This is a genomic window from Mangrovimonas sp. CR14 (genome assembly GCF_011764015.1).
GTDB lineage: Bacteria > Bacteroidota > Bacteroidia > Flavobacteriales > Flavobacteriaceae > Mangrovimonas > Mangrovimonas futianensis.
The window spans coordinates 130,002-151,838 of record NZ_JAAFZY010000005.1 but is presented as its reverse complement, the minus strand read 5'-3'; the positions used below and the strand labels follow the sequence as shown (position 1 = coordinate 151,838).

The 21,837-nt window shown below is 35.4% G+C and carries 24 protein-coding genes and 1 tRNA gene; 4 read left to right on the top strand and 21 right to left on the bottom strand.

Features of this window, described 5'->3' with window-relative positions; translation table 11 throughout:
* Positions 1-164 precede the first annotated feature (164 nt).
* A complete protein-coding gene (locus GZ212_RS11440) occupies positions 165-1,532 on the top strand; it encodes an NAD-dependent succinate-semialdehyde dehydrogenase (RefSeq protein WP_166960301.1) in 1,368 nt (455 codons plus the stop codon).
* 30 nt (positions 1,533-1,562) lie between these two features.
* On the opposite strand, the gene GZ212_RS11435 is transcribed toward GZ212_RS11440, so the two are convergent.
* The 21 genes from GZ212_RS11435 to GZ212_RS11335 form a co-directional block, all read right to left on the bottom strand.
* A complete protein-coding gene (locus tag GZ212_RS11435; protein ID WP_166960299.1) occupies positions 1,563-2,426 on the bottom strand; it encodes an SdiA-regulated domain-containing protein in 864 nt (287 codons plus the stop codon).
* Between the two features lie 194 nt (positions 2,427-2,620).
* Complete coding sequence (locus tag GZ212_RS11430) at positions 2,621-4,627, bottom strand: TonB-dependent receptor plug domain-containing protein (protein ID WP_240923808.1); 2,007 nt, start codon at positions 4,625-4,627, stop codon at positions 2,621-2,623.
* A complete protein-coding gene (locus GZ212_RS11425) occupies positions 4,611-5,456 on the bottom strand; it encodes a hypothetical protein (protein WP_166960296.1) in 846 nt (281 codons plus the stop codon). The genes GZ212_RS11430 and GZ212_RS11425 overlap by 17 nt, the downstream gene beginning before the upstream one ends.
* 136 nt (positions 5,457-5,592) lie before the next feature.
* Positions 5,593-5,976 (bottom strand): hypothetical protein, encoded by a 384-nt coding sequence (locus GZ212_RS11420; RefSeq protein ID WP_166960291.1) that lies wholly within the window; start codon positions 5,974-5,976, stop codon positions 5,593-5,595.
* A gap of 138 nt (positions 5,977-6,114) precedes the next feature.
* Complete coding sequence (locus GZ212_RS11415) at positions 6,115-6,486, bottom strand: DUF2200 domain-containing protein (protein ID WP_166960288.1); 372 nt, start codon at positions 6,484-6,486, stop codon at positions 6,115-6,117.
* Positions 6,487-6,528: 42 nt separating this feature from the next.
* Positions 6,529-7,266 (bottom strand): hypothetical protein, encoded by a 738-nt coding sequence (locus tag GZ212_RS11410; RefSeq protein ID WP_166960286.1) that lies wholly within the window; start codon positions 7,264-7,266, stop codon positions 6,529-6,531.
* A 71-nt stretch (positions 7,267-7,337) separates the two neighbouring features.
* The gene (locus GZ212_RS11405) at positions 7,338-8,510 is read right to left on the bottom strand and encodes an amidohydrolase family protein (RefSeq protein WP_166960284.1); all 1,173 of its coding nucleotides are present in this window, start codon (positions 8,508-8,510) and stop codon (positions 7,338-7,340) included.
* An 88-nt stretch (positions 8,511-8,598) separates the two neighbouring features.
* Positions 8,599-9,261 (bottom strand): hypothetical protein, encoded by a 663-nt coding sequence (locus tag GZ212_RS11400; protein ID WP_166960281.1) that lies wholly within the window; start codon positions 9,259-9,261, stop codon positions 8,599-8,601.
* A gap of 200 nt (positions 9,262-9,461) precedes the next feature.
* On the bottom strand, positions 9,462-10,604 hold the full coding sequence (locus GZ212_RS11395) for an alpha/beta hydrolase-fold protein (protein ID WP_166960279.1): 1,143 nt from the start codon (positions 10,602-10,604) through the stop codon (positions 9,462-9,464).
* A gap of 134 nt (positions 10,605-10,738) precedes the next feature.
* On the bottom strand, positions 10,739-11,317 hold the full coding sequence (locus tag GZ212_RS11390; protein ID WP_166960276.1) for an NAD(P)H-dependent oxidoreductase: 579 nt from the start codon (positions 11,315-11,317) through the stop codon (positions 10,739-10,741).
* A 60-nt stretch (positions 11,318-11,377) separates the two neighbouring features.
* On the bottom strand, positions 11,378-11,941 hold the full coding sequence (locus GZ212_RS11385) for a Crp/Fnr family transcriptional regulator (RefSeq protein ID WP_166960273.1): 564 nt from the start codon (positions 11,939-11,941) through the stop codon (positions 11,378-11,380).
* Between the two features lie 69 nt (positions 11,942-12,010).
* Positions 12,011-12,544 carry a GNAT family N-acetyltransferase gene (locus tag GZ212_RS11380; RefSeq protein ID WP_166960271.1) on the bottom strand — a complete coding sequence of 178 codons (534 nt, stop codon included), beginning with the start codon at positions 12,542-12,544 and terminating at the stop codon, positions 12,011-12,013.
* Between the two features lie 120 nt (positions 12,545-12,664).
* A complete protein-coding gene (gene rsgA / locus GZ212_RS11375; protein ID WP_166960268.1) occupies positions 12,665-13,732 on the bottom strand; it encodes a ribosome small subunit-dependent GTPase A in 1,068 nt (355 codons plus the stop codon).
* Between the two features lie 136 nt (positions 13,733-13,868).
* Positions 13,869-14,420: an SRPBCC domain-containing protein gene (locus GZ212_RS11370; protein WP_166960265.1), complete on the bottom strand. Its 552-nt coding sequence runs from the start codon at positions 14,418-14,420 to the stop codon at positions 13,869-13,871.
* A gap of 250 nt (positions 14,421-14,670) precedes the next feature.
* Positions 14,671-15,099, bottom strand: coding sequence for a peptidylprolyl isomerase (locus GZ212_RS11365; protein ID WP_166960262.1), 429 nt, complete (start codon positions 15,097-15,099; stop codon positions 14,671-14,673).
* A gap of 363 nt (positions 15,100-15,462) precedes the next feature.
* Positions 15,463-16,677, bottom strand: a complete 1,215-nt coding sequence (locus GZ212_RS11360) for a serine hydrolase (protein ID WP_166960259.1) — start codon at positions 16,675-16,677, stop codon at positions 15,463-15,465.
* A 107-nt stretch (positions 16,678-16,784) separates the two neighbouring features.
* On the bottom strand, positions 16,785-17,072 hold the full coding sequence (locus tag GZ212_RS11355) for a hypothetical protein (protein ID WP_166960256.1): 288 nt from the start codon (positions 17,070-17,072) through the stop codon (positions 16,785-16,787).
* Between the two features lie 227 nt (positions 17,073-17,299).
* Positions 17,300-17,926 carry a hypothetical protein gene (locus tag GZ212_RS11350; protein ID WP_166960253.1) on the bottom strand — a complete coding sequence of 209 codons (627 nt, stop codon included), beginning with the start codon at positions 17,924-17,926 and terminating at the stop codon, positions 17,300-17,302.
* Between the two features lie 109 nt (positions 17,927-18,035).
* Positions 18,036-18,590: a hypothetical protein gene (locus tag GZ212_RS11345; protein ID WP_166960250.1), complete on the bottom strand. Its 555-nt coding sequence runs from the start codon at positions 18,588-18,590 to the stop codon at positions 18,036-18,038.
* A gap of 173 nt (positions 18,591-18,763) precedes the next feature.
* Positions 18,764-19,330 (bottom strand): porin family protein, encoded by a 567-nt coding sequence (locus tag GZ212_RS11340; RefSeq protein WP_166960247.1) that lies wholly within the window; start codon positions 19,328-19,330, stop codon positions 18,764-18,766.
* Between the two features lie 152 nt (positions 19,331-19,482).
* Positions 19,483-19,557 (bottom strand) — tRNA-Pro (locus tag GZ212_RS11335).
* A gap of 78 nt (positions 19,558-19,635) precedes the next feature.
* Between GZ212_RS11335 and GZ212_RS11330 the strand changes: the two genes are divergently transcribed.
* Genes GZ212_RS11330 through udk form a run of 3 tightly spaced genes read left to right on the top strand, consistent with a single transcriptional unit; the run spans position 19,636 to position 21,836 of the window.
* On the top strand, positions 19,636-20,754 hold the full coding sequence (locus GZ212_RS11330; protein WP_240923807.1) for a PQQ-dependent sugar dehydrogenase: 1,119 nt from the start codon (positions 19,636-19,638) through the stop codon (positions 20,752-20,754).
* Positions 20,755-20,757: 3 nt separating this feature from the next.
* A complete protein-coding gene (locus tag GZ212_RS11325) occupies positions 20,758-21,177 on the top strand; it encodes a cytochrome c (RefSeq protein WP_240923806.1) in 420 nt (139 codons plus the stop codon).
* Positions 21,178-21,227: 50 nt separating this feature from the next.
* Positions 21,228-21,836 (top strand): uridine kinase, encoded by a 609-nt coding sequence (gene udk, locus GZ212_RS11320; RefSeq protein WP_053971659.1) that lies wholly within the window; start codon positions 21,228-21,230, stop codon positions 21,834-21,836.
* Position 21,837: the final 1 nt, after the last annotated feature.

Below are 21,837 nucleotides of genomic sequence, written 5' to 3'. Positions count from 1 at the left end.
TTTATAAAATTTGACACTTAACCCTTTATAAAATAAGTATTTAAACCCCATTCAAAGTACATTTTAATACTATTTAACTTTTCTCCTTTTCAAACGTTAATATTAAGTCAAAGCATTCTTCATTTCAGAAGATTAATCCTAACTTACTATTAAAATTCAATCCCATGGAAACATCCACAATCACCACCATAAATCCTTACTCAGGTAAAACTTTACAATCCTATAACCTACATACCAAACAAGACATAGAACATATATTAGCAAAGGCCGATAGTACCTTTAAGGTTTGGAAAGAAACTGATATATCCAAGCGAACCAAACTGCTAAAGAAGTTAGCTAAGCTTTTAAGAAAAAATAAGGATTCCTACGGATTGCTTATGACCCAAGAAGTAGGTAAACCCATTTCCCAAAGCAAAGCCGAAGTAGAAAAATGCGCATGGTTATGTGACTTCTATGCCAAAAATGCCGATCAGTTTTTAGCCGATGCCTTGATTGAAACAGAAGCCAATGAGAGTTTTATTAGTTATGACCCCATGGGGACCATCCTAGCCATTATGCCTTGGAACTTCCCCTTTTGGCAAGTTATGAGATTTGCCGTACCAACTCTTACAGCGGGTAACACAGCTATCCTAAAACATGCCTCCAATGTTTCGGGTTGCGCTTTATTAATTCAAAACCTTTTTGAATATGCTGGATACCCCGAAGGATGTTTCCAAACCGTATTGGCAAAACATGATGCTATCGAACAGTTAATTTCTGATGACCGCATTAAAGCCATATCCTTAACGGGAAGTGAAGGAGCAGGCAGGAAAATTGCTGAAATTGCTGGTAAAAACTTAAAAAAATTGGTTCTAGAACTTGGTGGAAATAACGCTTGTATCGTTTTAAATGATGCCAATTTGGACGCCTATTTAGATACTATGGTCAATGCCAGAATGCAAAACTCAGGACAAAGTTGCATAGCCGCCAAAAGATTTATAGTTGAGGAAAAAATATATGATGAATTCCTAGCCCGTTTCTTAGAAAAAGTTTCAAACCTGAAATCTGGCGACCCAGAAAAAGAGAAAACAGAAGTTGGGGTGCTTGCCAGAGAGGACTTGGCTGAAGAACTCTTTAAACAAGTAGAAAAGTCTGTAGATAAAGGTGCCGTGGTTGCCTATGGTAACCATCGAGATAAAGCCTATTATCAACCAACGGTTGTTACTGATGTCACTGAGGACATGCCCGTTTTTACCGAAGAAACCTTTGGTCCCGTAGCGGCCATCATGAAAGTTAAAGATAAGGACGAAGCCTATAAACTGGCCTCCAACACAAGATTTGGATTAGGAACTATGGTATTTACTGAAGATATTGATGATGCCTTTGAAAGAATTGGCAGCATTGAAGATGGCTCTTTCTTCATTAACGAAATGGTTAAATCAGACCCAAGATTGCCATTTGGAGGTACCAAAGCTTCTGGTTATGGCCGGGAACTCTCGATAGAAGGTATTATGGAGTTTGTAAACAAAAAAGCCGTTTACATTAATAAATAATGCTCATAAAAAAATAAATCATAAACAACCTTACTTATCCAATCGAAGCTGTATAATATTCGCGGAATGATTTACAGCTTCATTGGAAATATATAATTCACCATAATTATCAAAGGTGATACCTTCAGGTTGCTCAAAATCATCATTATCCAATTTGTAGATAGATTTAAAATCACCCTGCGAATTTAAAATCAAGACTTTCGGATCAACACCTTCTAAAAGATAATAATCTCCTGACTTAGGGTCGATGGCCATATCAGATGGTCGAAACGTTTTATATGCGTCCTTATGTCTATAATCTTTAAAACCATCATCCTTAAAATCAATAGAAACAACGGGTTTTGACAAGAACTTTTTACTTTTCAAATCAAAGGCATAAATCCCTTTTGTCTTTTTAAAATTGGGGTCTTCATCTTTAGCAATCATCAGTAATCTATGATGCTTTTTATCATAAGTAAGGGATTCCATATCATTTTCTTCATCAAAGAATGAATCATAGACTTTTAACTCCCTATCCTCATTCATATAATTTGATATCTCGATCAACTTTCCGTCACTTCTCATCACATAAGCCACATCATCCACAATGGCCAAAGCCTCATAATCACCTCCTTTATCAAATGGTATTTCTTCACTTATCTTTTTAGCTTTCAAATCATAGATAAAAATAACACCATCCTCATCTTGGATGGTTGCCATTTTTTGATCCCCTAACCAAAAAATACCAGATATCTCCTCCAGAACTCCTGGTACATCCCATGTTTTAATAGTGGTGTAATGATATTTTTCTTTGGGCTCAATCTGACTGTAAAAATTTGGTTCGGCTATCAAGGAAATAAATAGCCCTGAAATAATAAGGCCTCCAACTAATATAAGAATCTTTGCTATCTTCATATAAAATCACCTTAAGGGTGTGATTCTAACAAATTTAGGATTATTCACGCTTATAAAAGAAGACTGTATTTTAAAATAATCTTAAAATACAGTCTTTATCATTAGCTTTTCAAGAAACAATAGGTCACATGAAACGTTTAAACCTGGAACCAAAATTCTATCAAAAGAAGAACACTCGCTCTAATTTCTAAATATCAATTCATAACCACAGACAAATTAATATAGAAGTTTCTTCCTTCCCGAGGTATGTTATTCCAATCGGCATAGGTTGAATAATAGGTATCTAAAACGTTTTCAATACCATATTTGAATACCAGTTTATTAGAATGGAAAGGGACAACATGTCCCAAATTCATATTCAGGATGCCATAGGCTGGAGTTTCATCTTCCCCATAATTGTAACCATACCTGCTTTGGTTACCATTTCCTTGCAACTGCAAAGCCACGTTGAAATAAGGAGCGGTATAAGATACCTCAGCTATATAAGAAAAGGGCTTAATTAAAGGCAGATTCCCTCCATGACTGCCTTTTCCATAATTATACCCCAGAGCACTATGTAACAAAAACCGTTTAAAGAAATGGAAATTGGCATGAAGATATACATCAAAAATAGTTGCATAATCCAAAGCCGTATACAGCTTGACACCATTAGCTCCTATGGTCATAACGCTCAAGCTAGGGTCTATCTCACCTATCACATAATCCATAATATGGAAATAGGAAGCCTCCAACCCAATCTGAAAGTGATCCAAACGGTAATTGGTTTTGAACTGAGCCTCGAGGGATTTTTCATTCGCCAAGTTTGGATTCCCTATATAATCAAATCGATCAAAACTATTGAACAAGTAAAACCCATATCCCTCACTAACCGATGGCGCTCTTTCGCCGTAACCCAAACCAAAAATGGCTTCAAAGTCCTTCTTAACAAAATGGTAATTAGAAGAAAAAGCAAATAGCATCCTATTTTTACCATCTCCCATATTTGGATAAAAGATTTTCAAACTTTCTAATCCTTCGTCATTAGCAACTCGGTTGTTTTGGTATCCTAACCTCATAGATGCCGACAAAATTTTTGAAGGAGTAAAACGGTAACGATCTTCCACATACAATCCCGTGTACCATGTTCTTACATCGGGCCAGGTATACATAAACATACTAGGTTGAGAAGAATCATTGGGGTACATAGTCATTTCTGCCAAGGACCGGTTATAATACCCATTCAGATTCAAGCTTAAATCGTGATGAAATCGCTCAGCTTGAAGTTTACTATAAAAACCATATGTATCGCTCCAACCTGGCATATCCATCCTAATAGGTACATCTACACGTTGGGAATCATCCATTATATGGGTAACGGTGTTTGCATAGAGTTTGGTTTCCCATTGCTTGACTAAAGTGGAATCACTTTGGTAGTTATGGCCAATTGAACCAATCAGAGCTTCTGCCAAAGAAACATCCATGGGTAGCGCAGGATATCCAACATCTGTGGCTTTATCATAGATAAAATGAGCTTCTAATGCATGATTTGCATTAAACAGATACCCCATTTGACCCGATACATTGTATTTCTCAAATTGAGAATAAAGCACTTCTTCTTGGCCACCGGCCTCATAATTATCTGCGTGCCTGTAAATACCATCTAAATTCAAATAAAACGAGGTATTGGTATAAGCTAAGTCCATCCCCGTAGTTTTATAGTTTCCGTTGGTTTCATAACCCAAATCCAGACTCGATTTAAACTTTTTAGGGCCGTATTTCGCTTCTGGAAATTTCAAATCGATAGCGCCTCCAATATTATGTCCATGTTCTGTACCCTCCTGTCCAGAGGAAACGGTCACCTGTTCAATATTGGACACATCCACATAGGAGGTGATGGGATCCATTTTATCGGTACAGGCTCCAAAAACATACATGCCATCAATGGTAACATTGAGACGCTCGCTTGTCATGTTATTCAAACTTGGCTCCCAAGCATATCGACCTCGTTTGATCATGCCCACTCGTTGGGCCTTTTCCAAATAATCATCAATACTTGACAAGGGTTTATCTTGCTTGTAATGATTTAATTTATGCGGAGCTAGAACAATAACTTCCTGTAAATTAAGCGTATCAGGTGATACCCTTGGCTCAACTTCTTGTGACCAAGAATAAAAACCAAAAAACATGAAAAGAACGGTGGTAAACCTAGAATTCCAACTCAAAATACAAACTGCTTTGTGTGTTGTCTTCGGTAACATCTTCTCCTTTTAAAACATCTCCTAATTCATTCAACAATTTCAGATTAAGCACCCAATAACCGGTCATGGTTAGTGACAAGTTTCCTCGGTACAACTCATCCTCAACTTGATATGTCAAATCGGTATTATTGGGCGAACTGTGATTTCCCATTCCTGGCATTCTGGGATCTAAAGTCAATAAATAACTTTCAACTACCGGAAATGACATCATGGTCTCCATTTTGTAGACACCAACAACCATCTCATTAATTCCAATGATAGGCGTTTCTGGTTCTATTAGAGCTACAACATAGCGAGAATCATCACTACCCATAAAACTACTGACGTTTTGTAAATTGCTTTGAGAAACCATAAGTTCAGAACTAACGGTATAAGAGACATCTTCGATGGTATAATCTATGGTAAGCGACCATCCAGATCCATCGCTATTGGTCATTTGATAAATCATAAAACCTTGATATAGGGTATTCATATTAGTGACTTGCAATGGATCAGATTTGGGACAGGAATGATTCATAGTTGGCATTTGCATGACTGGTAACCAAGTGATCTCCGCGTTTTCTACATACGTGTTATTGGATAGATTCTTGATTCTAACACTTACCACATTATATCCTGTAGAAAGCGTTCCCGATTTACTATAAAGTTCAACGACATGGGAGTCATTGGAAAGTTCTTGAATCTTGGTTAATCCCTCAAGTTCGTTGGTTGGAAAAAATTCAGTATCATCTTCTGAGCAGGCCACAGAAAATAACACCAATAAAATAATTGGGTATATAAATTGTAATTTCATTTTAATTCAAATTTATGGTAGGTTAAGTGCTTGCTCAGGTCCTTAGCCCAAACAGCCCTTAACTTAAATTGATAATACACGAAATCACCACAACTTTATTAAGCAAGTGTGATTCCGTTCTATTTGTAAATATGAATTAACCCAAATTGGGAGGTGGTGTCTCTATAGAAATAAAGCTCTCATATAAAAAAGGGATTTTATATACAGAAGCATGTTTTGTGCTTAAACATAAACATTGTTGGGGCTCAACCACATGAATTTCTGAGATAAAAAAAGCATCCAAACTTAACCTTTTTAATTCTGGAAGCGGTGTTTGATTCTCTGCTCCAGTTTCATTTTGGGCCAGCTGCTTTTTAAGATGACATTTCCCATTACACCCTTGCTGGTTATCCTTTTGAACACATAAAGTTTTGGAAATAAGTTCTTGGTTGGCCAAAAAATTGACCACAATCACTACCGCATTGAGGTTATTAAAAAGTAAGATACCCACCAAGATTAAAGCGGTGAGTTGATGTGTCAAAATTTTCACGGTGCAAAAATAAAACTTACCTCAACGGCAATCAAAAAATTGTCAACTTTTTTAAGTTAAATTTTGAGATCTAGGGCTATAAAACTTGTGAAAGTTGAAGCAATCTTGAATGGACTTATTTTAGAGAAACTATTTCTTTTCTTCTCTTAAAATTTTTTCCATAGCTCGACCTTTTGCCAATTCATCAACCAACTTATCCAAGTATCTCACATTTCGATACAAATCAAATTCAATATCTTCAATGCGATACCCACAAATGACTCCTTTAATAAGATGCGCATTAGGATGTAAAGTCGCTTTTTGAAAAAAGGTTTCAAAAGTGGCCTTCTCCTGTATCAGGTCTTGCAATCGCTCCTCATCAAATCCAGTCAGCCAAGAGATTACTTGGTGAAGTTCTTCTTTGGTCCTCCCCTTTTTTTCAACTTTTCTCACATAATGGGGATAAATGGATGCGAAGGTCATCTGGGCAACCTGATTATTCTTTTCAGCCGTAACTTTCATGTTGATGTTTCTATTTTAATGGCTAAATTTAATCTTTTAAATTTACTCATTGACAACCTTAACACAAAAGACCACATCAAACCGGTCGAGTTCAATGAGTGAAATCCACTCTCCATTCTCATCTTTCCAATCGTAATACTCAGGTAAATCGTTTGGTAATTCTCCTGTTAATTCCTTTACAAATTTACAAGCTGTTAAAAAAGCTCCCAAATCAGATTGGTGACTTCCATCATCCTCATATAATTCAATATTAGGACGAAGCGTTTTAGCCTTCTCCCAAACATCTCCAACGTATACAATCCCTGCATCATTTTCTTTAGCAGCCTGAGTATAGACCTTTCTTATAGTGTCATGGTACTGCGGTACTTTTTCCTTGGTCCAAGTGGCATAAAAATAAGGTTCAGCACCATATTCTTTGATATACTTTGAAAACTTCCCTGCATAAAGCAATAGGCTATCAGGTCTTGCTATCGCTCCCATACTGTGATCCTGAAGCACTACGATATCGTAACCCCCACTTTTTATTTTATCTAGGGTTTGAAGGTTTCTTTCTCCTTTATAATGCTGAAACAACCACGCACCTCCTGCCACACTCTTTGAAGTAATTAATTTTGTATTGGTATGATCAGAAATTAAAGACACTAGGTGCGGAATATTCGATTTATAAGTATAACTATTACCTACAAAGTGTACTCTAAGCGTATCTTTTTTTTGCTGAGCAAAACCCACAAAATTTATACAAACGAAAAATAGAAATAGTCGTTTTTTTAATCGTTTCATAATTCATTAAATTTTAGCTTGGTTTAGTTAATGATTTTTATAAAAAGTCAATTATTGGCTCCATCAATGAATCATTTGGTTTTACCGTTCTTCCAAATTTGATTAATTGTTTTGATATTCATTATGTCTTCCAAAGGGTTTTTATTCAAGACTAAAAAGGTCGCCTTACTTCCTGGACGTAATTCTCCAATCGGCAATTCAAAAGCTTTGGCTGCATTTCCTGTGGCTGCCTTTAAAATTTCTAGATTTGACAATCCAGCCATTTGGTATAACTCTAATTCCAGAAAATAATCTTCAGCAAAATCCATTTGTCCTTCCTGAGCATCAGTTCCCGCGACAAGTAAAATATTATTTTCATGATACTTTTTTATTATTGCTGCTCGTTCTTCTGCATTTAACAGATTATCCTGTACCCATTCGACCATAAAAGGTGGCAGACCATCCAAAGATTTTAAGGAGATGCCCCCTGTTGGCACAATAAACACGCCGCTTTCTTTAATAATCTTATAATAGTGATCGTCTAAAGGCAATTCATCTTTAAAATCAATCATATGAACAAATCCATCGGGTTTGAATTTGGCTATTTCTATCATTTCTTTTGCTGTGGTTGCATGAACTACCACTTTAAACCCATTGTCATGAGCATATGCAATAATGTCTTTGATTTGCCTATAACTTAAACTAGGTGGAGCAGGATCTCCCATAAATCCGTGATCCACATGAATTATTTTAATATAATCGACGCCATTTACAATGCGATGGTCTACCCATTCTTGAATTGAAAGGGAATCATTGATGGTTTCCATATCAGGACTAAATTGAGTGGGATGTCCTCCAGGAACGGTTGCTGCATGACCCGATCCATAGAGGATTGAATAGCCAATAGAATCGCTTGACATATGCTTCCATTTACTTTCCCTGTCTTCCAATCCAGTATGCATGTTCAACAAATACATGATACCCAGAGGAAATCCAGCTTTTAAATCTTCTAATTTGGAAGCATGTACATGGGCATTCACCAAACCAGGCATTAAAAATTTTCCATTCCCATTAACCAATGAATCACTTTCGAGCTTTGTGGATGAAATGGCAGCAATGGTATCTCCATTAATAGCAATGTTCACAACACCTTGATCTTTATGACCATCAAAAAAATGAATATTTTCTATGACCATATCGTGACGGACAGGTTCGGAGCAACTAAAAGCTAACCCTATGAGAAGTAAAATGGATATTCTTTTCATTTTTATTGATTTCAAATTCAAAACCATCAGTAACATATCCAATGATTTTGAATAATGTCTTATAAGTTAATAAATTTATATGGCTTAACTATTTGGTCTTCCGAGTTTCCTTCATGTAGAAGAGACCTAAAACTAATGGCGGAACAAAACATGTTATAGCAAAAACAGCAAAGGACACTGCTCCAAGAATGACTGCAACAAAAGAACCGACCATAAGTAAAAGTGTTATACCGGCTATCCATTGAGGTACCCTACCCTTTTTGCTGAATCCTTCAAAAAAATATATGATAAAGACACTTGTTTGAAATAAAGCTCCCAAATTAAAAAGAAAAAGAGGGGCCCCACGCAAAGCCTCAAACAGATACAATTCATCATCTAAGACCTTGAAAGCATGAGGATAGCTACCTAAACTAAGTGCAAATGAAATAATGAGTATTAAACTTCCTAAAAAATACACTGCCCAAAAAAGGCTTAATGGAAACCAACCTATTTTCTGGTTGACCTTAAAAAGAATCATAGATGACAAAGCCAAAAATACGTTCCCATATAGGGCCCAATTCCAAATAGAATTCATTTCATCCCAATTTTCGTAGAGAAATTTCCCAGCTTCCAAATCTGTCCTTTTCATTTCAACAACCAGTGATGCCCATCCCGCATTGACCTCAAGAAGTATGCAGATTATGGTTATTAAGGCTCCTAAACCTAAAAGGAGGCCTCCCATTCTTAATTCAGGTTTTATCTGTATTTCCATTTTCAAAATGTTATTGATTCCAGTTCATTTAACTTTAAATTCCACGCTCTCCAACAATAAAACCCAACCAATTTAGTAACATCTAAAAGGACTAGGTGATTCAATAATAGGATTTGCTATTTTCTAGGAACAGGAATTGAATTTTGTTAAAGTTATAAAAATTAGATTCTCATGTCGCTATAAATGAGGTAGATATGTCATTATTTTAATTCAGAAAGTAGTTCTTCCTTTTCTTCTTTTGAATAAAATTGAGATTGTTTCAAGCTCTCTTTGAATTTGCTTATGGTTTCTGAAGTATCCTGATTCAATTGTTGTTGGGCATCTAGGATATAAAGGTAAGCTTCAGAAAAGCTTGGATATTGATTAATGAGTTCTTCCCAAACCTTGATAGCCTTCAGGTAATCTTCGTCATTGTAAAAACCCCAACCTTTCCCATTCAAGACACCCAACGAAAAATCCAAGTTAGAGCCATAATGATTGATCAAATTGCCTTTTAATTCATCAAATAAGTCAACATTTTTATTTGAGGGTTCAAAAAAAGTATATTGCTGAACGGACCAATATTCAAATAAATCATATAAGGCCTCCCCAATTCCCAAGCCCGGAACGGCATGATGAAATGCTTTGGGAAAATAAGTTCCTCGAATATCAAGTTTTGAATTGGTATTTTCAACTTTAACCTTTTCAACAGCTTTATAATCTTGAGGATAATCTTTGCCTATGGCATAAAGGAAGTATTTGGTGTGCTCTAATTCGCGTTTGTTTAAATCCGAAAGGGAATCAGTTAGAGAAATGTTTTCTTGCTTAAAAAATGGATCTAAGGCTATCACCGCGGATAAACGATGAATATTCTTAACAAACATGGATGTGCTAAAATGACCATACCAGGAATGACCAACTAAGACTCTAAACGAACTTGCTTTGTATTTTGTTTCGGCCAATTTTATAGTTTCATCAAAGAGAAATTTTTCATTGAGATGTGCTTTACCGTCTTTAGAAGACTTGGGGCTTTTCGCCTCACTTATTCGTTTAGAATTATCAGACTCAATGCCCATAATAATAGAACGAGGCATTTGTTCTGCAGCCGTTAAATAATCTATGGTGTTTACAATCTGACCGTAACTTCTTTTATTTTGCCTATCAAAAATTATAACCAACGGGTATTTTTTTTGATTGTTATTTTGCCAGTCATCTGGCAATATGATTGAGATCTTCTTCTCGTAGCCTAAATGGGATGACACAAAAGTGGTGTCCTTTTTTGACTTATACACTTGATAATCCTGTGCTAGAAGCATCTGACTTAAAAAAAGGGTCAAAAAAAGCGAGAAATAGGTTTTGTTCATTTATAGTTTATTTTTGGTTCATTGAAATAAAATCTACATTTCAACAATCCCTTCTTTGTTATTTATTCTCGCTTAAAGATAGAAAAAGAAACTAATAATGAGCACTTTATAAAAACACCCTATTATGAGTAAAGTCATTTGAGTTGTTCTCCTAATACCGATATTTTTCTTAACCATTTTTCTCTTAAATCGGAACTGGAGTTCTTCATGGTCGCGATGTAAGTCACCTTAACCGGGTTGATACCGCAAAATTGCAAAGTGCCCTTCTTGAATTGATTTATGGCAGGTCGCTTCATAATTAAGAAATCATACCATTTTGGCGTATCAGCTGTGATGATTAAACGGGCGGACTTTCCTTTCAAGAGTTTTTCTGGGAGCGGTTTTCCTTCAATAGGTTGATAAGTGATTCCAGGAAGAAAGGTTCTATCAACAAAACCTTTCATAATTGCGGGATAACCATACCACCACATAGGGAATAGCCATACCATATGGTCTGCCTTTTTGATTTTGTCAATGGCCGCCACTAAATCAGGTTCCAAGTCCATTCTTTTACGGTAACCAAACTTTAAATTAGGATTAAATTCCAATTCTGAAATGTTAATCTGAGTGACCATTGCGTTAGATGTATTTACTCCCTTTTTATAGGCCTCTGATAAAGCATAATTAAAACTTTCTTTATCGGGGTGTCCATTGATTATTAATACTTGTTTCATGATTGTTCTATGTTTTTCACAAAGAACTACACAATCAAAAAGCTTTGAAAGGACATTTGTCTAATTCGATATCGACTTTCTTATCCGGCTTAAATGTCTTTGTGATATCCCTAAATAAGATGACAGAAAGTTAAGAGGAATTAATTGTAAAAATTTGGGATGGTTATGGAGTAAGTCGAGATACCGTTTTTCAGCGGATTCCTTTTGCAACAAGAAAATTCTTTTTTCCATCTGGATATATTCTTGTTCTGCTAAATGTTTAAAAAATTTCAACCAATTCACACTAGATTGCTCCAATTGTAAAATTTCATGACGTGGTATGGATAAAAGTTCAATATCAGTTAAAGCTTGAATATTCTCAACAGTTTTAGATTGGGATAAAAATGAAGAATAGGCACTAACAAACGAGTTGGAAAATGTAAAACAATAAGTTACCTCCTCTTCTAACGATGAATAATAAAATGACCTGAACAATCCAGAGGTTACAAAAGCTACCTCTTGACAGGTTTGCCTCTCTTTGATAAAAAAATCTCCCTTTTTTAATTTTTTATGGACAACCTTTCTCTCAAATAGATCTATTTCCTCTTCCGTCAGTATACCAAAGGTTGCTAAATAGTTTTTCATTTTTGCTTTGTTACTACAGATATGTTGCTAGAAATCACAATTTTTAGCTCAGTTTTATATTTCCAAACGTTATTTTTCAATTTCATAAAGCACACACTTTTCTAATTCTTTATATTCAAAAAGAAAGGGATGATTAAAACTTTTAGATTTTTTCATTCCTATTTTTTTCATTACTTTTTCTGATCGGGTATTAATCTCAGGACAGATTGATTTTATTTTCTCCAGTCCCATCTCATTAAATCCAAATTCTAAGCATTTTTTTGCGCCTTCTGTTGCAAATCCTTTTCCCCATTCAGCTTGAGCCAATCTCCACCCTATATCTACACAGGGGGTAAAATCTGACTCAAAAGTTTGTTCTGCAATTCCAATAAAGCCTATGAATTCATTATTTTCAAGTTTGTCAACAGCAAAATAGCAGAATCCATTTTTAGAAAATTGATCTCTCATTCTGTCAATGAATTCATCCGTCTGTTTTTGAGTTGGTATTGACGGAAAATGCTCCATCACTTTAGGGTCCGAGTTAATCATTCCCATTTTAGATTTGTCCTCCTCAGTCCAATTTCTAAATCCCAGTCTATCCGATTTGAAAATATAATGATCCATTAAGTTTTTTTAAGGTGCGGTAACTGTTTCTATGTCATTTTCAAGTTTCAATTTGAGCAAATTGATGAACACCAAAAATACCACGGGTTTTCAGAATTAGAGGAGGATAAACAATTACTTTTAAATATTGTTGTGCTTATTTCGCTTTTTATAATTCTTTATCATTTTCCCAAAATCCCCGTCCTTCTTGCGTTTTTCAGCAACTGTTGACTCAAAGTGCTCCTTTTCACGTTCCATTTTCAAAAAGTTTTCGTAGGACGATTTATCTATATCATGACTTTCAACTGCTTTCAAAACGGCACAACCCACTTCAGACGTATGGGTACAATCTTTAAACTTACAATCTTTGGACAATGCAATTATAGCTTCAAATGTCAATTCTAATCCATCGGTAGCATCTGCAATTCCCACTTCTCTCATTCCCGGATTGTCAATAAGAATGCCGCCATTTTCGAGCACCAATAATTCACGGTGCGTTGTAATGTGTCGTCCTTTGCTCGTGCTTGCACTAATGGTATTGGTTTTCATCAATTGCTTCCCCAAAAGGCTATTCAAAAGGGTTGATTTCCCTACTCCCGATGAGCCTAACAAACAATAGGTATTACCCTTTTCTATATGCTTTATCAGTTTTTCAAATCCTTGTCGTGACGCATTGCTTATGGGGAATACGGGTACTTGTTTTATCCTTTCTTGAACAGTTGTTATCAGCTTTGATAAAGCGCTTTCATTTATCAAATCAATTTTATTGAGAATAATAATTGGCTTTACGTTAGATGTATTGCAAATGGTCAAATACCTTTCAATTCGGTTGATATTAAAATCCCTATCAACAGCCTGAACAATAAAGGCATAATCGATATTTGTCGCTATAATTTGTTTCTCCCCTTGTTTTCCTACGGCTTGCCGTTCAATAATCGTTTTCCTTGGAAAAACAGAATGAATAAGTACCTTATTTTCATCATATTCAGAAATCGCAACCCAATCACCCACAGCGGGAAAATCAGACCTGCTTTGGGCTGTAAAACGCAAGTTCCCAATTATTTCACCATCATATTCTTTGTCACTGGTTTTTACAACGTATCTTTCCTTGTGCTCTGAGATAACACGGCCCACTCCAAAAGAATCAAGATTTTGTTCCTTTCTATAATTTTCAAATTCTAAAGTATATCCTAATTCTTCTAGTGTCATTACTTTCCGTATGTTTTAGCCTTAACCTTAAATATGATTTAAAGGATGTTCATTGAGCCATATTAACTGCTTTCAAATTTAGAGATAGGTTTAATCTTTCTTCATAATATCATGCAAATTGCAGTTTTACACTTTTTCAATCGTTTTCCAAGTAAGCTATCAAACGTAGCAAGGTCTTTTCATTGGCAGGAATAAAATAATTCATTAATGAGAGATATTTTGGCGTGTTTTTATATCCAATTCCGAATGATTTAATATGTGTGCTTCCATTTTCTAACTCATCAAAATAAATGACATTATAAAAATCCTTGGCATCGTCTTTCATAAAATCGGGAAAATTGTCGGTTAATTCAGCTTGGAGAGTTAAAAGTCTCTTAGGTACATAGTTTATAATATGGGTGACAATGGTTGTGCTATCCCCAATTTGGCCTTGTTCGTTATAATTTGTTTTAATAAATCCTCCTACTTTCAAATCTATTTCTGCAAGCGGCACAGCCCAACTTTCCCAACCTTTTTTAGTAGTATAGGCATCCCAAACCGCATCAATGGATGCTTTAACAGTTAGTTCTTGAATGAGAACTATTTCAGATGTTTTTGTCGAATCAATTTTCGATATCACTCTTTTCTCTTGTCCAAATGTGATTGAAACCAGAAAAAGTGAAAGGAGTATGGTCAGTCTATTGTTCATTTAAATTTAAATTTTAGACACCCATTTTTTTTAATAATAGACGCCGAATTTAACTTGTTTTAATCCATTGTCCCTATACTTCTAGAAGTAAAAGCTTAGGCTAAATAAAGTTAGTAAATTTTAATTAGTCACCTAGCTAACTAGGTCCTAAAGGGATTATTGAAAATACACGATGGAATTAAAACAAAAAACCACAGTTTAAACTGTGGTTTTCAATATTTTTTGCCGTGAATTATGGGCTCTTTGTAACTTATAAAATTTCTACAAGCTCTAACTCAAAAGTAAGATCTTGTCCAGCCAATGGGTGGTTCCCATCAACTATGATGTGATCATCTTTTACATCAACGATTTTAAATTGGTGCTCTCTCCCATCCTCAGAACGAGAAGTTAATCCCATCCCTAATTCTGGTGTAATGTCTTGAGGCAATTGATTCCTTTCTACTCTGTGGAACAATTCTTTATTAATATCTCCGTAGGCTTGGTCCATCGGGATTTCTGTAGTTTTCTTTTCATTCACTTCCATTCCTACCACGGCATTTTCAAACCCAGGAATCAACATTCCTTGGCCCAAAGTAAACTCTAGAGGCTCTCTTTGAAGAGATGTATCAAAAACTTGACCGTTCTTTAGCTTTCCAGTGTAATGTACTTTTACCGTATCGTCTTCCTTTACTCGACTCATAATAAATTATTTTTCAATGATTTATACAAAATTACCACATATATATGGAACCCCCATAAGAATACGCAACTATCCCAGAGAATTAGGAATATTTCAAACGAAATCCTAAAACCTTAACAACCCCTAAATGATCTTGAAGTTGTGCCATGAATATGATAATGGAAAAATGCAGCATCCTATTCATGATTCATCCATGATGTCGAGACTAGCAGACCAACAAATTATTGAATACCGTAAGTAGACACGCATAAAATGAATAAAATCCGCCAGCACCAAGCACAAACTGTAGAACCAACGCCGTATGGCACAATAGAACTAAACGAAATAGTATAAAAACCCAGTGCTTTGTTACCTGCGGGATTTTTAAAATTCATCAAGTGTTTTCCAAATACCCCAATAAACATCCATACTATTTTCCTTATTAGAGTCAGTGTTTAAAATAAGTATTTTTCCTTTTTTGGTTTCCGTATTAAAATACATTAGGGTATTCGTTCCTGGGTCGCCACCAGTATGCCCAATCTCATGATAAGCCAATTCTTTCTCTATAAAGATTCCCACATTGTAATTTGCTTTCTTAAACGCTTTTTCCTTTAATTGGGATTTAAAAAATTCGTTGTAGCTATCAGTATTTAAAATGGTTCCCTTTCCAGAATAGCCCTTGATTAGCTCCACTAAAAATTTACTCAAATCTGTACTACAAGTTATAAGGCCACCGTCGGGATAAGAAAGGATTTTATAATATGGCAAAACTTGGTCATCATAATATAATTTTGAATACTTCGCACGATCTACTTCTTCAAAAAACCAACCAGTAGATGACATATCCAAAGGGCTAAAAATATATTCTTTGGTAAATTCGTTAAATGGTTGCTTGGATGCATATTCAATAACCAAAGCACATAAAGCAGTTCCAATGTTGCTGTATTCGTAAACTTTGCCGGGTTTTCTGTTTGCAAAAGTTGAAGCATCATAAAGCGCACCTCCTTTATCTAAAAGTTTTTCAAGGTATTGCGACAAAGGAACCCAATCCTTTGAAGGGTTTTGATAATACAAGCCATATTTTTCTTTTAGATTTTCAGCTATATCTACGTCGTCCTTATTGATGTAATCCGTCTGCATATACATATCGGTATCGATAATAGAACTTGAATGCGTAGCCAATTGCCTAACCGTAATTGGTTCATTTGGAAAATTGGGGTTTACAACCTCAAATGGTAAATATTTGTTGATGGGGTCGTCTAAATCTATAAGACTTAATTCTTCTGCTTTTAAAAGCGCAACTCCCACAAAGACTTTAGAAATAGAAGCAATATTGATGATTGTGTTCTCTGTAAATTTTGCCCTATTATCTACATCAGCATATCCAAACCCTTGATTGTATAGTATGCCCGTTGTATCCACTACCGCAGCAGAAAAGCCATTAAAAACACCTATATCATACAAACTGTCCAATTTTTTGATAAATGACCTATCTGCTAAATCTTTCGTCTTTTCAATTTGAGATGCTGGCTTATCATTCTTTTTATCTTGGCAAGAGACCGATAAAATGATTAAGAAGATAAAAAGTATGTTTTTCATTTTTGCAGTGCATTTTTTAGCTTGAAATAACGGTTTGTGGAAGGGTAGTTGTATCTTCAAGCAACTAATTTGGCTTTATTTTCACCTAGTGTTAGCTGATGATTTTTTTAGCCAATAGATATTCCGTTTATGCAAATGTAAATAGCTAGACAAATCAAAATTATGGTTTCAATAATCCAGATACTTTGCTTTTTTATTTCTTTTCTATTTATGAGAATAGATTGCTCAATAACTAAAATAATGAAAAATAATATAAATCCTATAAAGGCAATTGTTCCTCCCAAAGCTTTTCCTCCATTATTATCAATTAGCAGGTAGTAAAATGCCATAAAGAAGAGCAATACTTCCAATATTCCAATGACAATTAAAAACGGTGTGATTATTATTTTTTTCATTATTTAATACTAAGCATAAAACTGCTTGTTTTTTTGATTTAAGTGTTCTTAAAATCAAAATCACATTTTTTATTGATATTGCGGCTAACGGTTTGTGTTAGGATAGTTCTATATTCAAAAAAAAACTAACTTAGTAAATATGGAACAAACCAGAGGAAAATCTGCTAGGATTTTCCAAATATCCTAGAAGCAATCAATAATTTTTCACAGTGTTGGCAAATCGTTTTTTAATTAAAATACTTTTTCGATTTTTCCCAAATTTCATATTTACTATGCTCTCCTAGATAATAATAAAACTTTCCGTCTGGTTTAATCAGAATAAAATTTCCATATCTTATTTCGTAAGGAAAAAATAATTTTTCAAATAAACTCTCTTTATCTGCTATCCAATTAATTTTATTTTGATGGTAATATTCAAGATTGTCAGATTCAGGTGAATTTATCCAAAATTGATTTATATCAGCAATTTTATGAAGTTTTTTTAAATAGTCCTTATCTAAAACATTCCAGGTAGAACTTGATTTGGTGTTATCAGCTTTTTTCGGAAATGCAGTTAAATAGTTTATCACAATATTTTGAGTTGAGTCAATTGTTTTGTCGGTCAATTCTGTCAAGTATGATTTGAGATTCTCAAATGTACTTTCATCGAGCTGACCGAATTTTTCTCTTGTTACCAACAAACCTATTTGAGTTGTATCATTTTCAAAATATAAGTCTAAATTTTTACTATAATCTTTAGCCTCTATGAATTTCCGTCTATTTACTTTCTCCCCACTTTCATTGTAAAAAACAATTGGTTTTTCTTGGGCGAAACCCCAATAAGCAAACAGAATAAAAATCAATGTTAATCTCATATTATATCACTAATGGTAAAAAACTAAGGTAGCAAAATTGTGAGAAGTTCTTGTGAGAAAAATTAGATTCAATGAACTATGGTCTTTGTGGTCGCATAGTATGTTCTTTTTAATTGTCCCAATAATCACCATTCTTAATCTTTTCAGAAATTGTTTTGATGGATTGATTATATTTTTTAATTGGTTCAAATTCCAACAACTCTGGATTTTCAGCCAACCATTTTTCGATAATTCCTGAAGTCCAAATTTCAGGTAATTTTTCATTGTCCAGATAATTTGACATAAAAGCAAACTCATTTACCATAGTTAGCTTGTGAAAATCATATTCCGATTTGTCCTTGGGGAAATGTTCAATGACATAGGATTGATGACAACATAGTAAATGCTCAGCATAAAGTTTGGTAAAAACCAAAGTCACATATTTTTTGTGAGCACTTTTGTCAATAGTTCTTAATTCTCTAAATCCTTTAATGATGTTTCCGGGAATTGAGTCCAAAGAAGTTGCTCCTTTCGGTAAAAAATTCATAGCAAATTCAGAAACATCCTCCTTATAATTTGGAGTTTCCGATTCCGACCAAGTTTTCAATTCAGATTCAGAATTGAGTTTTTTTTCAGTTCGTTGCTGTTTCAGATTGCAGTTAAACAGCAAAAATAAAATCGGCAAAAAAAGGGCTTTGTTTAAATTCAAAATGTTTTTATTAATTGCGCCACAACAGTTAATATATGAAAAAGTAGGCGCTTTTGTCTCCAAGTATTTTCTTTTATGACACAAGCACGAAGTGCAAACTGGCAATAGCAAAATCAGAAGCCATTTTTCAAATACTGTATTGTACAAGATTATTTTTTATTAAGCGGAAATGTTAGTCCTATCGCAAATGCACCAACGTACTGTTCTACAGACGGTTGAATATTGTAGGAAATTGCTACATCAACATTATTATTTTTTCCTAATGCCAAACCGATTGCAATCGGTATGTGATAAATAATGCCGCCCTTGTCAATATTGTCGAAAGCCGTAAATGTTTCAAATTTTCCAATTGAAGTACCTATCCCAATTTCAAAGTAAGGTGCTACCCAAGGAATTGGCGCAAGTAATCTTACTTTGCCACCAAGCAAAAATGCCTTTGTTTCCGCTTTTTCGTCGGTTGGATTATCATCTAGATCTTTTCCATCAGAGTTTGTAAAAATAAAACCTACATAAGGTCTTAATTGGAACCAAGAAGTTACTTTCAACACTAGTTCCCCTTGGGCAAAAAATCCATCGTTCACGATATTATCAACACTATTATTTGGGGCACTTAAGCCATATCCAATTTGCGCATTTATCGATTTTTCTTTAATAAATTGTGCTTCAGTTAAATTTGACGTCAGTACAACAATTAATAGTATTAGGGCTCTTCTCATAAGTTGTTACAACAGGCGTTAAACGCTCTAAGGTGTTTAATTAGTTTATGTATGGGCCTTCAAAAATAAAAAAATTTCCTACTCAAACTAGGGACTTCCATAAACCAAATAAAAAGCATAAAAAAAGCCGAACATTTCTGTTCAGCTTTCTGTCGGGGTGGCAGGATTCGAACCTGCGGCCTCCACGTCCCAAACGTGGCGCGATAACCGGGCTACGCTACACCCCGAATTTTGGACTGCAAAGATATTGTTATTTCTCGAATTTCAAACAATATTATTTTTAATTTTATAGAAATCCCAGAACTATGATAAAAAAAATGGTTATCCCACTGTTGTTAGGCGCCATACTTACAGGTTCTTGCCAACAGAAAAAAAAGAAAACCTTAGCGGCCAATCAAGGCAGCCAAGAGCTGTCCTATGAGCTCATCGTTCCAGATCTCCACATCCCCTGGGGCTTTCAATTTCTCCCAGACAACTCCATTCTTTACACCGAAAAAGAAGGCAAACTCGTTCATTTCATCAACGGTAAAAAAACCGATATCAAGGGACTTCCAGAAATCTATGTAAGAGGCCAAGGGGGCTTACTAGACCTGCAACTTCATCCCAATTATGCCCAAAATGGCTGGCTCTATTTTACTTACGCCTCCCCAGCAGGAGATAAAAAAGGAGGCCATACCGCACTCATGAGGGCCCGTATAAAAAACAACCAATTGGTAGACAAACAACTACTATATAAGGCACAACCCAATTCCACAGACGGCAGGCATTTTGGTTCCAGAATAGAATTTGACGACCAAGGTTATCTCTATTTCAGTGTTGGCGAACGTGGCAATAGAGACGTAAACCCGCAAGATATCACTAGGGATGGCGGTAAAATATACCGTCTCAACGACGATGGCACCATCCCTGATGACAACCCCTTTAGCAACCAATCAAATGCCAAAAAAGCCATCTACACCTACGGCCATAGAAATCCGCAGGGAATGAAACGCAACCCGGTCACCCAAGACATCTGGATCCATGAACATGGCCCCATGGGAGGTGATGAAATAAACATCATCAAAACCGGAAAGAACTACGGCTGGCCTAAAGCAAGTTTCGGAAAAAACTACAACGGCTCTCAGTTAACGCCGTACACCACCCTACCCGACATAGAACCGCCCATTCATTATTGGGACCCCTCAATTGCCCCTAGCGGTATGGTTTTTATAACCAGTGATAAATATGGCAATTGGAAAGGAAATCTGTTAGTCGGTTCCCTGAAATTTCAGTATCTTGCACTTTGCTTTTTAGACGGAAATTCCGTGGTAAAAGAAAAGAAACTTCTAGAAGGCATAGGACGAGTTCGTTCTCTAGAACAAGGCCCAGATGGCTACATCTATGCTGGTATAGAAGGATTAGGAATTATTAAGCTCCAGCGTTAACCTATGCGACATATTTTTAAAGCCCTTCTATTGACCGCCACCTTCATGGTTGGTTGCAACAATTCAAATCAAGGAAGTAAATCAGAGAAAAACTTAAAGGCCAGCATGGAAAAAGGAAAGCAACTTTATGACGTCTATTGCATCAGTTGCCACATGCAGGAAGGACAAGGTGTAAAAAACGTGTTTCCTCCCCTAGCAAAATCTGATTTCTTGATGGAAGACATTCCCCGTGCCATACATGTCGTCAAATATGGCCAGCAGGGAGAAATCACCGTCAACGGACAAACCTATAACAGCGTTATGACACCTTTAGGAATTTCGGATGAAGAAGTGGCAGATATTCTTAACTATGTAACCAATTCTTGGGGCAATACCAATGAGACGTTAATAACTCCTAAACAAGTTTCCAAAATTGAACGGTGACATTTGTTCCAAATATTTAAATTTGTGTTACTTATTTAAATGCATCATTCATGTTAATTATAGGTATTGCTGGAGGAACAGGCTGTGGTAAAACCACTGTAGTCAACCAAATTCTAGAAGAACTGCCAGAAGGTGAGGTTGGAATCATCACTCAAGATTCTTATTACAAGGAGACCTCCCACTTGACTTTTGAAGAACGAACCGCCATCAATTTTGACCACCCAAGGTCCATAGACTTTGAATTGCTGGAAGAGCATTTAAAAGAATTAAAAAAAGGAGAGACCATAGAGCAACCCGTCTATTCTTTTGTCAAACATAACAGAACAGGAGATACCATAGTGACCCACCCAAGAAAAGTGATGATTGTTGAGGGTATTTTGATACTAACCAATCCTGAGTTAAGGAGCATGTTTGACATCAAAATATTTGTTCATGCCGATAGTGATGAACGCTTGATAAGGAGGTTAAAAAGGGATATTTCAGAAAGAGGCAGAGACATTGACGAAGTGCTCACTAGGTATCAACGTACTCTGAAGCCCATGCATCAGCAATTTATAGAGCCCTCAAAAGAATATGCAGACATTATTATTCCTAATAACAAATACAATACAGTAGCCGTTGATATTGTGAAAACCATCATTAACGAACGTCTTATTTGAT

Coding starts and splice junctions, on each gene's coding strand:
- GZ212_RS11440 (WP_166960301.1), top strand. CDS start 165: ATGGAAACATCCACAATCACCACCATAAATCCTTACTCAGGTAAAACT.
- GZ212_RS11435 (WP_166960299.1), bottom strand. CDS start 2,426: ATGAAGATAGCAAAGATTCTTATATTAGTTGGAGGCCTTATTATTTCA.
- GZ212_RS11425 (WP_166960296.1), bottom strand. CDS start 5,456: ATGAAATTACAATTTATATACCCAATTATTTTATTGGTGTTATTTTCT.
- GZ212_RS11415 (WP_166960288.1), bottom strand. CDS start 6,486: ATGAAAGTTACGGCTGAAAAGAATAATCAGGTTGCCCAGATGACCTTC.
- GZ212_RS11410 (WP_166960286.1), bottom strand. CDS start 7,266: ATGAAACGATTAAAAAAACGACTATTTCTATTTTTCGTTTGTATAAAT.
- GZ212_RS11405 (WP_166960284.1), bottom strand. CDS start 8,510: ATGAAAAGAATATCCATTTTACTTCTCATAGGGTTAGCTTTTAGTTGC.
- GZ212_RS11400 (WP_166960281.1), bottom strand. CDS start 9,261: ATGGAAATACAGATAAAACCTGAATTAAGAATGGGAGGCCTCCTTTTA.
- GZ212_RS11395 (WP_166960279.1), bottom strand. CDS start 10,604: ATGAACAAAACCTATTTCTCGCTTTTTTTGACCCTTTTTTTAAGTCAG.
- GZ212_RS11390 (WP_166960276.1), bottom strand. CDS start 11,317: ATGAAACAAGTATTAATAATCAATGGACACCCCGATAAAGAAAGTTTT.
- GZ212_RS11385 (WP_166960273.1), bottom strand. CDS start 11,941: ATGAAAAACTATTTAGCAACCTTTGGTATACTGACGGAAGAGGAAATA.
- GZ212_RS11380 (WP_166960271.1), bottom strand. CDS start 12,544: ATGGATCATTATATTTTCAAATCGGATAGACTGGGATTTAGAAATTGG.
- rsgA (WP_166960268.1), bottom strand. CDS start 13,732: ATGACACTAGAAGAATTAGGATATACTTTAGAATTTGAAAATTATAGA.
- GZ212_RS11370 (WP_166960265.1), bottom strand. CDS start 14,420: ATGAACAATAGACTGACCATACTCCTTTCACTTTTTCTGGTTTCAATC.
- GZ212_RS11365 (WP_166960262.1), bottom strand. CDS start 15,099: ATGAGTCGAGTAAAGGAAGACGATACGGTAAAAGTACATTACACTGGA.
- GZ212_RS11360 (WP_166960259.1), bottom strand. CDS start 16,677: ATGAAAAACATACTTTTTATCTTCTTAATCATTTTATCGGTCTCTTGC.
- GZ212_RS11355 (WP_166960256.1), bottom strand. CDS start 17,072: ATGAAAAAAATAATAATCACACCGTTTTTAATTGTCATTGGAATATTG.
- GZ212_RS11350 (WP_166960253.1), bottom strand. CDS start 17,926: ATGAGATTAACATTGATTTTTATTCTGTTTGCTTATTGGGGTTTCGCC.
- GZ212_RS11340 (WP_166960247.1), bottom strand. CDS start 19,330: ATGAGAAGAGCCCTAATACTATTAATTGTTGTACTGACGTCAAATTTA.
- GZ212_RS11330 (WP_240923807.1), top strand. CDS start 19,636: ATGATAAAAAAAATGGTTATCCCACTGTTGTTAGGCGCCATACTTACA.
- GZ212_RS11325 (WP_240923806.1), top strand. CDS start 20,758: ATGCGACATATTTTTAAAGCCCTTCTATTGACCGCCACCTTCATGGTT.
- udk (WP_053971659.1), top strand. CDS start 21,228: ATGTTAATTATAGGTATTGCTGGAGGAACAGGCTGTGGTAAAACCACT.